Source organism: Actinoplanes sp. CA-252034 (genome assembly GCF_050956125.1).
Taxonomy (GTDB): Bacteria; Actinomycetota; Actinomycetes; order Mycobacteriales; family Micromonosporaceae; genus Actinoplanes.
This window is the reverse complement of sequence record NZ_CP191846.1, coordinates 10383269-10396553: the sequence shown is the minus strand read 5'-3', so window position 1 is coordinate 10396553 and position 13285 is coordinate 10383269. Positions and strand designations below refer to the sequence as shown.

Annotated in this window: 11 protein-coding genes and 1 pseudogene; 7 read left to right on the top strand and 5 right to left on the bottom strand. The window is 70.0% G+C overall.

The features are described 5' to 3' along the window. Positions 1-52: 52 nt before the first annotated feature. The 5 genes from ACQPZW_RS47110 (at position 53) to ACQPZW_RS47090 (ending at position 6375) form a co-directional block, all read left to right on the top strand. Positions 53-811: a type III pantothenate kinase gene (locus tag ACQPZW_RS47110; RefSeq protein WP_433792472.1), complete on the top strand. Its 759-nt coding sequence runs from the start codon at positions 53-55 to the stop codon at positions 809-811. A gap of 51 nt (positions 812-862) precedes the next feature. After that, positions 863-2371 (top strand): lysine--tRNA ligase, encoded by a 1509-nt coding sequence (gene lysS, locus ACQPZW_RS47105; RefSeq protein ID WP_433792471.1) that lies wholly within the window; start codon positions 863-865, stop codon positions 2369-2371. Between the two features lie 95 nt (positions 2372-2466). Then, the gene (locus ACQPZW_RS47100) at positions 2467-2823 is read left to right on the top strand and encodes a histone-like nucleoid-structuring protein Lsr2 (protein WP_433792470.1); all 357 of its coding nucleotides are present in this window, start codon (positions 2467-2469) and stop codon (positions 2821-2823) included. A gap of 349 nt (positions 2824-3172) precedes the next feature. Beyond that, the gene (locus tag ACQPZW_RS47095) at positions 3173-5698 is read left to right on the top strand and encodes an ATP-dependent Clp protease ATP-binding subunit (RefSeq protein WP_433792469.1); all 2526 of its coding nucleotides are present in this window, start codon (positions 3173-3175) and stop codon (positions 5696-5698) included. A 77-nt stretch (positions 5699-5775) separates the two neighbouring features. Further along, positions 5776-6375, top strand: coding sequence for a DUF4291 domain-containing protein (locus tag ACQPZW_RS47090; RefSeq protein ID WP_433797858.1), 600 nt, complete (start codon positions 5776-5778; stop codon positions 6373-6375). Here the strand turns inward: ACQPZW_RS47090 and ACQPZW_RS47085 are convergent. Continuing rightward, a complete protein-coding gene (locus ACQPZW_RS47085; protein ID WP_433792468.1) occupies positions 6372-7268 on the bottom strand; it encodes an A/G-specific adenine glycosylase in 897 nt (298 codons plus the stop codon). The two genes, ACQPZW_RS47090 and ACQPZW_RS47085, sit on opposite strands and share 4 nt — an antisense overlap. 126 nt (positions 7269-7394) lie before the next feature. Here ACQPZW_RS47085 and ACQPZW_RS47080 point away from each other — a divergent pair, with 126 nt between their 5' ends. After that, a complete protein-coding gene (locus ACQPZW_RS47080; RefSeq protein ID WP_433792467.1) occupies positions 7395-8153 on the top strand; it encodes an adhesin in 759 nt (252 codons plus the stop codon). A gap of 2 nt (positions 8154-8155) precedes the next feature. Further along, positions 8156-8665 carry a 2'-5' RNA ligase family protein gene (locus ACQPZW_RS47075; RefSeq protein WP_433792466.1) on the top strand — a complete coding sequence of 170 codons (510 nt, stop codon included), beginning with the start codon at positions 8156-8158 and terminating at the stop codon, positions 8663-8665. Positions 8666-8855: 190 nt separating this feature from the next. Here the strand turns inward: ACQPZW_RS47075 and disA are convergent. From disA to ACQPZW_RS47055, 4 genes and pseudogenes are all read right to left on the bottom strand, one after another. Then, a pseudogene (disA, locus tag ACQPZW_RS47070) lies at positions 8856-9955 on the bottom strand (DNA integrity scanning diadenylate cyclase DisA). 164 nt (positions 9956-10119) lie between these two features. After that, on the bottom strand, positions 10120-11541 hold the full coding sequence (gene radA / locus ACQPZW_RS47065; protein ID WP_433792465.1) for a DNA repair protein RadA: 1422 nt from the start codon (positions 11539-11541) through the stop codon (positions 10120-10122). A 128-nt stretch (positions 11542-11669) separates the two neighbouring features. Continuing rightward, positions 11670-12362, bottom strand: coding sequence for a hypothetical protein (locus tag ACQPZW_RS47060; RefSeq protein WP_433792464.1), 693 nt, complete (start codon positions 12360-12362; stop codon positions 11670-11672). Between the two features lie 79 nt (positions 12363-12441). Further along, on the bottom strand, positions 12442-13269 hold the full coding sequence (locus tag ACQPZW_RS47055) for a UbiA family prenyltransferase (RefSeq protein WP_433792463.1): 828 nt from the start codon (positions 13267-13269) through the stop codon (positions 12442-12444). Between the last annotated feature and the right edge of the window lie 16 nt (positions 13270-13285).

The window sequence follows — 13285 nt, the reverse complement described above, 5'->3', positions numbered from 1 at the left end:
GAGGCGTGGCCGTACAGAATAAGGGTCTTGATTTTGATTCTTAGGGGCCTTCGTGCTGCTCTGCATTGACATCGGTAACACCAACACCGTGCTGGCGACCTTCGACGGCGACAAGCTGGTGCACAACTGGCGGATCAAGACCGATGCCGCCTCGACCGCCGACGAGCTGGGGCTGAAGTTCCGTGGCCTGCTCGCCGGCGACGCCGTGGAGATCACCGGGGTGGCGGCGTGCTCGACCGTCCCGGCGGCGCTGCGCAACCTTCGCACCATGCTCAAGCGCTACTACGACGACGTGCCGAGCGTGATCGTCGAGCCGGGTGTGAAGACCGGGGTGCAGCTCGCCATCGACAACCCCAAGGAGGTCGGCGCCGACCGGGTGGTCAACACCCTGGCCGCGCACACCCTCTACGGCGGACCGTCGATCGTGGTCGATTTCGGCACCACCACCAACTTCGACCTGATCAGCGCGAAGGGCGAGTTCCTCGGTGGTGCGTTCGCGCCGGGCATCGAGATCTCCTTCGACGCGCTCGCCGCCCGGGCCGCCCAGCTTCGCAAGGTCGAGCCGACCAAACCGCGGTCGGTGATCGGCAAGAACACCGTGGAGTGCCTGCAGGCCGGGCTCTACTTCGGGTTCGCCGGCCAGGTGGACCGGATCGTCGAGCGGATGATCGAGGAGATCGGCCCGGTCCGCGCGGTGATCGCCACCGGCGGCCTGGCGTGGCTGGTGAAGGACGAGTGCCGCACGATCACCGCGCACGAGCCGATGATCACGCTGATCGGCCTGCGGATGGTATATGAGCGGAACCTCTGAGCCCGCCTGAGTAGGCTTTCGAGGTCCCCGCACCGAGAAGGAAGTCTTGCCGTGACCGAGCAGAACACGCCAGCGATCGACCCCGCCGAGGACCTCCCCGAGCAGATGCGGGTCCGCCGGTCGAAGCGGGACCGGTTGCTCGCCGAGGGCGTGCCGCCCTACCCGGTCGAGGTCCCGCGGACCGCCGAGATCGCCGAGATCCGCGAGCGCTACGCGGAGCTGCCCACCGACACCGCCTCCGGCGACAAGGTGTCGATCACCGGCCGGGTGATCTTCGTGCGCAACGGCGGCAAGCTCTGCTTCGCCACGCTGCGCGCCGGGGACGGCACCGAGATCCAGGCCATGCTCTCGCTCGACAAGGTGGGGGAGAAGTCACTGGCCGACTGGAAGGCCGTGATCGACCTCGGCGACCTGGTCGCGGTCACCGGTGAGGTGATCACCAGCCGACGCGGGGAGCTCTCCGTTCTCGCCGATTCCTGGGCGATGAGCGCGAAGGCTCTGCGGCCCCTTCCGGTCGCGCACAAGCCGCTTTCCGAGGAGACCCGGGTCCGGCAGCGTTATGTGGATCTGATCGTCCGTCCGCAGGCCCGTGACGTCGTGCGGACCCGGGCGACCGTGGTCCGCAGCCTGCGCGAGTCGCTGTTCCGCCGGAATTTCCTCGAGGTGGAAACTCCGATGCTGCAGTTGCTGCACGGTGGCGCCGCGGCCCGCCCGTTTGTGACGCACAGCAACGCACTCGACACCGATCTTTATCTTCGGATCGCCCCGGAACTGTTTTTGAAGCGAGCCGTGGTCGGTGGCATCGACCGGGTCTTCGAGATCAACCGCAACTTCAGGAATGAGGGCATGGACTCCACGCACTCGCCGGAGTTCGCGATGCTCGAGGCGTATCAGGCCTATGCCGACTACAACGTGATGCAGGCGCAGGTGCGGGACTGGATTCAGGAGGCCGCGTTCGCCGTCTCCGGTTCCCACGTGGTCACCCACCACGACGGCAGCGAGGTCGACCTGGGCGGCGAGTGGGCGCAGATCACCCTGTTCGGCGCGATCTCCGAGGCGCTCGGCGAGGAGGTCACCATCGACACCGACCTCGCCCAACTGCAGCGGTACGCGGACAAGGTGCAGCTCTCGGTCGACCCGAAGTGGAGCGCCGGCAAGCTCGCCGAGGAGCTGTTCGAGCACCTGGTGACCGACAGCCTGGTCCAGCCGACCTTCGTGCGCGACTTCCCGGAGGAGACCGCCCCGCTGACCGCGCCGCACCGGACCACTCCCGGACTGACCGAGAAGTGGGACCTCTACGTCAGCGGATTCGAACTCGCGACCGCCTATTCCGAGTTGGTCGACCCGGTGATCCAGCGTGAGCGGTTCCATGCTCAGTCGCTGCTCGCGGCCGGTGGCGACCCCGAGGCGATGCAGCTGGACGAGGATTTCCTGCGGGCCATGGAGTACGGAATGCCGCCGTCCGGTGGCATGGGAATGGGAATCGACCGGCTGTTGATGGCGCTCACCGGCCTCGGCATTCGGGAAACGATCCTCTTCCCCTTGGTGCGCCCGGAGTAACAATTACCCACCCGCCATTGACGGGCGATGCGCCCCTGGCGTTATTGTCTTCCCATTGCTGGGGAGAGAACCTGTGTTCAGGAGGATAACGGCGCGTGGCCAAGCAGATCATTCACAAGCTGGTCGATGACATCGATGGTGTCGACGCCGACGAGACCGTGAAGTTCGCGCTCGACGGCATTCAGTACGAGATCGACCTCTCGGAGAAGAACGCCGCTAAATTGCGGGAGGTCTTCGAGCCATACCTGGAGCACGGCACGAAGGTCGCCCGCGGCGGTGTCGTGGTCGGCGGCCGGGCGGCTCGTGGCCGTGGTGGCGCGACCGCGGACCGGGAGCAGAACAAGGCGATCCGGGAGTGGGCCAAGAAGTCGGGCAAGGAGATCTCCGACCGCGGCCGCATCCCGCAGGAGATCGTGGACGAGTTCCACGCCAAGGGCCCGGGCCGGGCCTGATCTCCCGGCACGGCTCTTCGGAGAGGGCGCCCCGACCATGTCGGTGGCGCCCTCTCCGCGTTTGGCCGCCGGGCGCACGCCGGGATCACTACGGTTATCCACAGGTGTGGACAGGGTTGTCCACAGGCTGTGGATCGGCAGGATTTCGCTGTACGCGTACACGTTCGGGTGGGGGAACAGCCGCTGAGCGTGCGAAGTTGGCTAAATCAACGTTGCGGATCGTTCCGAGGGGCTGCGGAGGCCCAGCGGAGCCCGTCAGCGGCGATAGAGTTACAGCACGGGCATCACCGATGCCCGTGCGCTGGCCCCGCCAGTTCATGGGCGCACGGCACGTGAGGAGCACGAGGGCATGTTCGAGCGGTTCACCGACCGAGCGCGACGGGTTGTCGTCCTGGCCCAAGAAGAGGCCCGGATGCTCAACCACAACTACATCGGCACGGAACACATCCTGCTGGGCCTGATCCACGAGGGCGAGGGCGTCGCCGCCAAGGCTCTGGAGAGCCTGGGCATCTCCCTCGAGGGGGTCCGCCAGCAGGTCGAGGAGATCATCGGCCAGGGGCAGCAGGCGCCGAGCGGGCACATCCCGTTCACGCCGCGCGCCAAGAAGGTCCTGGAGCTCTCGCTGCGCGAGGCGCTTCAGCTCGGCCACAACTACATCGGCACCGAGCACATCCTGCTCGGCCTGATCCGTGAGGGCGAGGGCGTCGCCGCCCAGGTGCTGGTCAAGCTCGGCGCCGACCTCAACCGGGTCCGCCAGCAGGTGATCCAGCTGCTCTCCGGCTACCAGGGCAAGGAGCCGGCCGCCGCGGGCACCGCCACCGGCGAGGCCGCGCCGTCCACGTCGCTCGTGCTCGACCAGTTCGGCCGTAACCTGACGCAGGCCGCCCGCGAGGGCAAGCTCGACCCGGTCATCGGCCGGGAGAAGGAAATCGAGCGGGTCATGCAGGTCCTGTCCCGCCGCACCAAGAACAACCCGGTGCTGATCGGCGAGCCCGGCGTCGGCAAGACCGCCGTGGTCGAGGGCCTGGCGCAGTCCATCATCAAGGGCGAGGTGCCCGAGACGCTGAAGGACAAGCAGCTCTACACCCTCGACCTGGGCGCCCTGGTCGCCGGCTCCCGCTACCGCGGTGACTTCGAGGAGCGCCTGAAGAAGGTGCTCAAGGAGATCCGCACCCGCGGTGACATCATCCTGTTCATCGACGAGATCCACACCCTGGTCGGCGCCGGCGCCGCCGAGGGCGCGATCGACGCGGCCAGCATCCTCAAGCCGATGCTCGCCCGCGGTGAGCTCCAGACCATCGGTGCGACCACTCTCGACGAATACCGCAAGCACCTGGAGAAGGACGCCGCACTCGAGCGCCGCTTCCAGCCCATCCAGGTCGGCGAGCCGTCGCTGGCGCACACCATCGAGATCCTCAAGGGCCTCCGCGACCGCTACGAGGCGCACCACCGGATCAGCATCACCGACGCCGCCCTGGTGGCCGCGGCGACGCTGGCCGACCGCTACATCTCGGACCGCTTCCTGCCGGACAAGGCGATCGACCTGATCGACGAGGCCGGCGCGCGGATGCGCATCCGCCGGATGACCGCCCCGCCGGACCTCCGTGACTTCGACGAGCGCATCGCCCAGGTGCGCCGCGACAAGGAGTCCGCGATCGACGCGCAGGACTTCGAGCGCGCCGCCCAGCTGCGTGACAAGGAGAAGACCCTCCTCGGTCAGAAGGCGCAGCGGGAGAAGGAGTGGAAGGCCGGCGACCTGGACGTGGTGTCCGAGGTCGACGACGAGCAGATCGCCGAGGTGCTGGGCAACTGGACCGGTATTCCGGTCTACAAGCTCACCGAGGAGGAGACCTCCCGCCTGCTGCGCATGGAGGACGAGCTGCACAAGCGCGTCATCGGCCAGGAGGACGCGGTGCAGGCCGTCTCCAAGGCGATCCGGCGTACTCGTGCCGGCCTGAAGGACCCGAAGCGCCCCAGCGGCTCGTTCATCTTCGCCGGCCCGTCCGGTGTCGGTAAGACCGAGCTCTCCAAGGCGCTCGCGGAGTTCCTGTTCGGCTCCGAGGACGCGCTGATCCAGCTCGACATGTCCGAGTTCCACGACCGCTACACGGTGTCCCGCCTCGTCGGTGCCCCTCCCGGTTACGTCGGCTACGACGAGGGTGGCCAGCTGACCGAGAAGGTGCGTCGCAAGCCGTTCTCCGTGGTCCTCTTCGACGAGATCGAGAAGGCCCACCCGGACGTGTTCAACACGCTCCTGCAGATCCTGGAGGACGGCCGTCTCACCGACGGTCAGGGCCGGATCGTGGACTTCAAGAACACGGTCATCATCCTCACCACCAACCTGGGCACGCGTGACGTGGCCAAGGCGGTGTCGCTGGGCTTCCAGGCCTCCGAGGCCGAGGAGTCGAGCTACGAGCGGATGAAGATCAAGGTCAACGACGAGCTGAAGCAGCACTTCCGCCCCGAGTTCCTGAACCGTATCGACGACACGATCGTCTTCCACCAGCTGCGTGAGAAGGAGATCCTCCAGATCGTCGACATCTTCACCGCCCGCATCGAGGGGCAGCTGAGGAACAAGGACATGGGCCTGGAGCTGACCGACAACGCCAAGCGCTACCTGGCGGCCAAGGGCTTCGACCCGGTCCTCGGCGCCCGGCCGCTGCGCCGGACCATCCAGCGCGAGCTGGAGGACACCCTGTCCGAGCAGATCCTCTTCAACGAGCTGCGCCCCGGCCAGATCGTCGTCGTGGACTGCGAGGGTGACCCGGCCAAGTTCGAGAAGGCGAAGCTGGTCTTCCGCGGCGCCGAGAAGGGCGTGACGGTGCCCGACGCGGTGCCGGCCGACCTGGGCACGGCGACCACCACCGAGGAGTAACAGCTCTGACGAGAAACCCGGCCGCGGCGACGTGGCCGGGTTTTTTCGTTTTACGCGAGTGGCCGGTGGGGTCGATCATTCCGGTCATGAAACGTCAGATCCGAGCCGCGTACGACGACCGCACCGTCACCGTCTACCAGGCCTACTCGCCGGCCATCGCGGTGCCCGCCGTGGCCGCCGGGCGATTCGTCCCGCCGTTCAAGCGGGAGCGGATGACGTGGATCAAGCCGTCGTTCCTGTGGATGATGTACCGCTGCGGCTGGGCCACGAAGCCCGGCCAGGAGCACGTCCTGGCCGTCACGATCACCCGGGACGGCTTCGAGTGGGCGCTGGAGCACGCGACGTTGAGCCACTACGTGCGTGACCTCCATCCGGACCGGATCACCTGGCAGCGCGAGCTCAAGCGGGCGCCGACGCGGGTGCAGTGGGACCCGGAACGTGACCTGCGCCTGCGCGAACTGCCGTACCGGTCGTTGCAGCTCGGGCTGGGCGGGGCCGCGGCGCCGCTCTACGCCGACGAGTGGGTCACCGGGATCACCGACGTGACGCCGCTGGTCCGGGAGATCCGCGCCCGGCTCGACGACGGCGACGACGCTGCCGCGGCGGCGCTGCTGCCCGTCGAGCGGCCCTATCCGTTGCCCGCCCCGATCGCCGCGCACCTGGGGGCGTACCCCTAGAGGGCTTGGATCTCGCCTGCCGGAGCGTCGCCTGCCAGGACGAAGTCGCCCGCGCCGAGCGCCTCGACCAGGCCGTCCTCGACGAGCCCGGCGAGCGCCCGGGCGCGCTGAACCTCGTCGTTCCAGACGACGTCGAGGCGCTGCCGCGGGACCGGCCCGGTGGCGTGCCGCAAGACTTCGAGGAGCAGCCCGCGGACCTGCCGGTCGGTGCCCGCGTAGCGCTGCGGTTTGCGGCTCGGCCCCTCGGGCAGCGGCTGCCCGGTCAGCCGCCACGCGCAGACGTCGTAGAACGGGCAGTCGACGCATTTCGGCGCACGCGCCGTGCAGACGATCGCACCGAGCTCCATGAACGCGATGCTCGCCTTCGCCGCCCGTGCCGTGTCCTCCGGAAGCAGCGCCTCCATGGCGGTCAGATCGGCGGCCGTGGTTGCCGGCCCCGCGTCCGGTTTGCCCTCCACAGCGCGGCAGACGACCCGCCGCACGTTGGTGTCGACGACCGGATGCCGCTGGCCGTAGGCGAACGTCGCCACCGCCCGCCCGGTGTAGGTGCCGACCCCCGGCAGCGCGAGCAGGTCGTCGAGGGAGGAGGGGACCCGGCCGCCGTGGCGTTCCACGATCGCGACCGCGCAGGCGTGCAGCCGCATCGCCCGCCGGGGGTATCCGAGCCGCCCCCACATCCGGATCGCCTCCGACGGCGGGTCGTCGGAGAGTGCGGCCGGAGTGGGCCAGCGGGTCATCCAGGAGCGCCATGCGGGCTCCACCCGCACGACCGGGGTCTGCTGCAGCATCACCTCACTGACCAGCACCCCCCACGGTGTGGTGTCCGGCTGCCGCCAGGGCAGGTCACGGGCGTTCACGGCATACCAGTTGATGGCGTCGTCGGCGAGAGTCATAGCCCGTCAACTGTAGGCGGCACACGTGCAAGGTCCATCTCTAACGAACCGTCCGCGAGTTGGTGTCGTGTACCCGGCGCGTCATGCACATAGTGACGGTCGTCCGGGTTTACGGTGGGCGGCATCATGCGTGCGACGGTTGGTCCCCTCCCACCCGCGGTCTACTGGCGGCGGCGTGCAGTCGTGCTGGGCGCGTTGCTGCTCGGCGTCATCGTGCTGTTCGTGTCCTGCCTCGGCGGCGACGAATCGGACCCGAAGAAAGCGTCGTCGGAGGCCTCTCAGTATCCGGAGCCGACTCCCAAGGACCCGAGCGCGTCACCGGCACCGTCCCTGGAGGACGATGCCGACCCCGGTGTCGGCCCGGCCTACCCGGACCCCAACGAGCTGTTGTCGCAGCAGCCCGACGACGGCGAGACGCTGCCCGCCCCGGCGAACTCGGCGGTCGCATCCGCCGGCAACCCGCCCGCCGGCAACCCGCCGGCCGCCGGCGCCGCGTGCACCGACGCCGAGATGCAGTTGACCCCGGTTCCGGCGGACACGTCACCGCAGCGGGGCGCCTCCACCGAGATCAAGCTGAAGATCAAGAACGTCGGTAACCGGACCTGCACCCGCGACCTCGGCGCCAGCGCCCAGGAGCTCTACATCGCCGCCGGCGCCCAGCGGATCTGGTCCTCCGACCAGTGCGCGGCCGTCAAGGGCAACGACGTGCAGACCCTCGCCGCCGGCGCCGAGCAGGTCTTCGAGGTCACCTGGAACGGCAAGCAGTCCAACCAGTGCACCGGCACCTCGGCGTCCGGCCCGATCCCGGCCACCGGCGCATACCAGCTGCTCGGTCGCCTCGACACGATCGTCAGCGCCCCGGTCGTCCTGACCGTCGTGAACTGACGTTGGTCGCTGCGCTCGAGCTCTACCTGGACGTCGACACGACACGCCGGGTGCGTACCCTCTGGCGCGCCCTGGAGGCCGACGGCATTCCGTCGCTCGGCTCCCTGCACCAGAAACACCGTCCGCACATCTCGCTGGCCGCCGCCCACCGGATCGATCCGCACGCCGTCGCCGACGCGCTCGACGGCTTCCCGGTCGGTCGCGGCCTCACCGTCGGCATCGACTTCGTCGGTCAGTTCGTGGGCCGTGTCCTCTGGCTGGGCGTCACCGTCACCGAGGAACTGCTCGGCCATCACCGAGCCGTCCACGAACGCCTCACCGCCGGCGGCGTCGACATCTGGGAGCACTACCGGCCGGGGCGCTGGGTGCCGCACTGCACCATCTCGCTGCGCGTGCCCAACCCGATGATGGCGCCGGCGGTGCAGCGCTGCCTCGAATACCTGCCGATGCAAGCCACGATCGTCGGTGCCGCGCTGGCCGACCACGCCAACGACGTGAATCAACCCCTCTGATTCGGTACGGCCACCCGGACGCCCGTGGCTACACCGCGAGGTGGCTGCCCGGTCCCGGCCGACACCGCGGCCGCCGGGCGGCGAACCCCCATCACCGTGAAATACGCCACTCCCACCGTTTCCGGCTGGCGGTGATCGCCGTCACCGCATGCCCGGGACGGCTCCGGCCACTGACGGCAGCGGGCCGGAGTCAGACGTAGCGTTCGAGGATGGACGCCTCGGCCAGGCGGGACAGCCCCTCCCGGACACCACGCGCCCGGGCGTCGCCGACACCCTCCACGGCCTGCAGATCCTCCACGGTGGCGCCGAGCAGGCGCTGCAGGCTGCCGAAGTGGTCGACCAGACGGTCGACGATCTGGGCGGGCAGCCGCGGCACCTTGGCGAGCAGCCGGAAACCCCGCGGGGAGACGGCCGCGTCCAGCGAGTCCGAGGCGCCGGGGTAGCCGATCGCTTTCGCCACGGCGACCAGGTCGATCATCTCGGTGGCGGTGAGCAGGTCCAGCTCGACGAGGGCCTCGTCGAGGGTGCGCGACTTGCGCCCCGTCGGCAGGTAGTCGCGGATCACCAGGGTGCGGTCGGCGTCGACCCCGGCCATCAACTCGTCCAGCTGGAGGGCGAGGAGCCGCCCGTCGGTGCCGAGCTCGACCACATAGCCCGAGATCTCGTCGGCGATGCGGCGCACCATCTCGAGACGCTGCACCACGGCGACCGCGTCGCGGACCGTGACCAGATCCTCGATCTCCAGCGCCGACAGGGTGCCGGAGACCTCGTCGAGCCGCAGCTTGTAGCGCTCCAGCGTGGCCAGGGCCTGATTGGCACGGGACAGGATGGCGGCCGAGTCGTCGAGGACGTGGCGCTGCCCGTTCACATACAGGCCGATGATGTGCATCGACTGGCTGACCGAGATCACCGGATAGCCGGACTGTTTCGCCACCCGCTCGGCCGTGCGGTGCCGGGTGCCGGACTCCTCGGAGGGGATCGACGGGTCGGGCATCAGATGCACGGCGGCCCGGACGATGCGGGTGCCGTCACTGGACATCACCACGGCGCCGTCCATCTTGCACAGCTCGCGCAGCCGGGTCGCGGAGAACTCCACATCGAGCGGAAAACCGCCGGTGCAGATGGTCTCGACGACGGGGTCGTAGCCGAGGACGATGAGCGCGCCCGTGCGACCCCGGAGGATGCGCTCCAGACCGTCGCGCAGCGCGGTGCCCGGGGCCATCAGGGCGAGGTTGGCGCGGAGCGGATCGCTGGCGCCCCGGTCAGGCCGGGGCCCGCGGGCGGCGTCATCGCGCGATGTCCCGCGCCGTTGACGCCGGGACGCGGCGTTGAACTGGCGGCGGGCTTTGAACCATCGCGGTCGAGCGGCACCCGGACATTCTACGGACTGTCATCCAGGCCAACGAGGCGTGGTTTGATGAATGCTCCGTAGCGTGATGAAACGTGACTGTGCGTCATCGATTGCCGTGTTCGGCCGAGGCGCGCGCTGCGCTCTGCAACGCCGACTGCAGATTGTTGACTTCGACGACCTGCATGCCCTTGGGCGCGCCGGACGTGCCGTCGGGCCCGCAGCCGGGTGGGACCAGGGCGACGGTGAAGCCGAGCCGGGCCGCCTCGGCCAACCGGCGGCCGACCGCACCGACCCGGCGGATCTCGCCGGTCAGCCCGACCTCACCGATCGCCACCAGGGTCGGCGCCATCGCCAGGTCGAGACCGCCGGACGCGACGGCCAGGGCCATCGCCAGGTCGGCGGACGGCTCGATCAGCCGGATGCCGCCCACAGTGGCCGCGAAGACCTCACGGTTGTAGAGCTTGAGCTGCTTGGTCCGGCGCTCCAGCACCGCCAGCACCATGGCGAGCCGTGCATGGTCGAGACCGGACACCGTCCGCCGGGGAGAGCCCTGCACCTCGGCCCCGATCAGCGCCTGCACCTCGGTGACGAGCGCCCGCCGGCCCTCCATGGCCACGGTGACGCAGGTGCCGGGCACCGGCTCGACATAGCGGGTGAGGAACAGCCCGGACGGGTCGGGCAGGCTGGTGATGCCGCCCTCGTGCATCTCGAAGCAGCCCACCTCGTCAGCGGCGCCGAACCGGTTCTTCACCCCGCGCACCAGGCGCAGCGACGAGTGCTTGTCGCCCTCGAAGTGGAGCACCACGTCGACCAGGTGCTCCAGGACCCGGGGACCGGCGACCTGACCGTCCTTGGTCACGTGACCGACCAGGACGGTGGCGATGCCCCGCTCCTTGGCGATCGCGACGAGCGCGGCGGTGACCGCGCGGACCTGGGTGACGCCGCCGGGCACACCCTCGGTGCCGGGCGCCGAGATGGTCTGCACCGAGTCGAGGATCAGCAGGCCGGGCCGGACCGCGTCGAGGTGGCCGATGACCGTGCCCAGATCGTTCTCCGAAGCGAGATAGAGCTTCTCGTGCAGGGCACCGAGCCGCTCGGCCCGCAGCCGGACCTGGCTGACCGACTCCTCACCGCTGACCACCAGCGACGGGGTGCCGGCGCCGACCGCCCACTGCTGGGCGACATCGAGCAGCAGGGTGGACTTGCCGACACCGGGCTCGCCGGCCAGCAGGACCACCGCGCCGGGCACCAGGCCGCCGCCGAGGACCCGGTCGAGCTCGCTCACACCGGTGGCGACCGCGCGGGCCGGGGCGGCGCTGATCTGTGCGATGGGCCGGGCCGGCTCGGACGGCATGCGCGAGCTGACCACCCGTCCGGAGACCGGGACCGTCACCGTGGACTCGATGATCGAGCCCCACTCGCCGCACTCGGGACAGCGCCCCAGCCACTTCGGTGGCTGGTGGCCACACGCGTCACAGACGTAGGCGGCCTTGGGAGCCTTGGCGGCTGAGCGGGAGGTCGTCACCCCGACACGCTAGCGCGGGGGTCCGACATCTCCGGTCCGGGGAAAGACCGCCCGCAGAGGGAAGGGCGCGTAAGCCACCCGCCCGAGAGGGGACCGGCCCCAGAAGGACCGGCCCGGCAGGGACCGGCTCAGTGGCCGCCGCCCTCGCCCTCGGTCTCCTCGTGGATCTCGGCCGAGCCGCGCGGCGCCGGGGTCAGCGGCGAGGCGACCGGGGCCTGCAGGATCAGCGGCGTCGCGTTGTTGCTGAACTCGAACACCAGGTTGACCGTCATGCCCGGCTTGAGCTCGCCACTCAGGCCGACGACCTGGAGCTGGGCGGCGTCGGTCGGCCGGAACAGCGCCGAGCCCTGCGGGCCGATCTGGATCTGAGCCGGGCGGACCGTGCTGGTCGGCTCGGCGCTCCCCGACGGCGAAACGGAGGCGCCCGGCTCGGCGGACGCGCCCACGACCTCGCCCGGCGTGGTCACGGTCGCCGTGCTGACGAACCCGACCTGCTTCGCGGTGAGGACGTCGGGCCGGTTGTCCGCGGGCCGGCTGCTGATCGTGACGGTGACCGCCTCGTTGGTCTCGTTGAAGAGACTGACCTCGAGCGGCGCGTTCTCCTGGGCCTCGTAGCCCTTGATGCCGTTGTATTCCACCTGGAGGTTTCGCACCAGCACCTTGCCGGCGGCGGACTCGGAGGCCGCGTTGACGCCGGCGATCGGCGTGTCCAGGATGGCGGTTTCGGCGACCTGGCCGGCCGAGCACGCGCCCAGAGCCAGGACGGCGACCGTGGCGGCACCCGCGACCAGGGCGGCGCGACGGGTTCCCAGGGAGCGCATCACGATCCTCCAAATAGAGACACCAGGGTGTTAGATCAGCGTAGTGGGCGACGTTCGCGCGCGTGCGGGGACCCATCCATCAGGTCACCCGGCCACTGAGAACCAGCAGAAGCACGTCGATCAGAGCCACCACGATGACCGCGCGGAAGAGGGCCACCGGGCGTCCCTCGGCGCGGCGGGCGGCGTACCACCCGAGGGGTAGGACGACGACGGCGGCCGCGCCCGCCGCGAGCCCGGACCACGACGGAGGCCCGGGTGGTCCGAGGACGAGGGTGGCCGTCGCACCCAGCAGCAGCGCCGCGGCGGCCAGCTGTGACCCCGCGGCGCCGATCCGGTGCGGGAGGCCGCGCACCCCGGTGGCCGCGTCGTCGGCGAGGTCCGGCAGCACGTTCGCGAAGTGCGCGCCGCCGCCGAGTAGCGCGCCGGCCGCGATCAGCCACCACGGCGGGGCCGGGGCGCCGGGCAGGGCGAGCACCACGAAGGCGGGCAGAAGACCGAAAGCGATCAGGTACGGCAGGAGCGAGAACACGGTGCTCTTCAGCGGCCAGTCGTAGAGCAGGGCGACCCCCGTGGCCACCGTGATCGCCAGCGCGGCCGGACCGCCGAGCGGAAGCGCCAGCACCGGGACGGCGAGAGCGGAGAGCAGACCCGCGACCGCGACGGTACGCCCCGAGACCGCCCCCGAGACCAGCGGTTTGTCCCGCCGCCCGGCCAGCCGGTCACGGTCGGCGTCGAGCCGGTCGTTGACCCAGCCGACGGTGAGCTGGGAGGCCGCCACCGCCGCCGCGACCGCCGCGAGCCGCCACCCGCGGTGCCCCGCACCCAGGGCGAGCAGCGTGATGGCGAGCGTGACGGCGCCACCCGGTTCGGGATGGGCCGATCTGATCAGTGCGAGCACTCGGGACATGCCTGCCAAGTGTGGC

Coding starts and splice junctions, on each gene's coding strand:
- ACQPZW_RS47055 (WP_433792463.1), bottom strand. CDS start 13,269: ATGTCCCGAGTGCTCGCACTGATCAGATCGGCCCATCCCGAACCGGGT.
- ACQPZW_RS47080 (WP_433792467.1), top strand. CDS start 7,395: ATGCGTGCGACGGTTGGTCCCCTCCCACCCGCGGTCTACTGGCGGCGG.
- ACQPZW_RS47085 (WP_433792468.1), bottom strand. CDS start 7,268: ATGACTCTCGCCGACGACGCCATCAACTGGTATGCCGTGAACGCCCGT.
- ACQPZW_RS47060 (WP_433792464.1), bottom strand. CDS start 12,362: ATGCGCTCCCTGGGAACCCGTCGCGCCGCCCTGGTCGCGGGTGCCGCC.
- ACQPZW_RS47095 (WP_433792469.1), top strand. CDS start 3,173: ATGTTCGAGCGGTTCACCGACCGAGCGCGACGGGTTGTCGTCCTGGCC.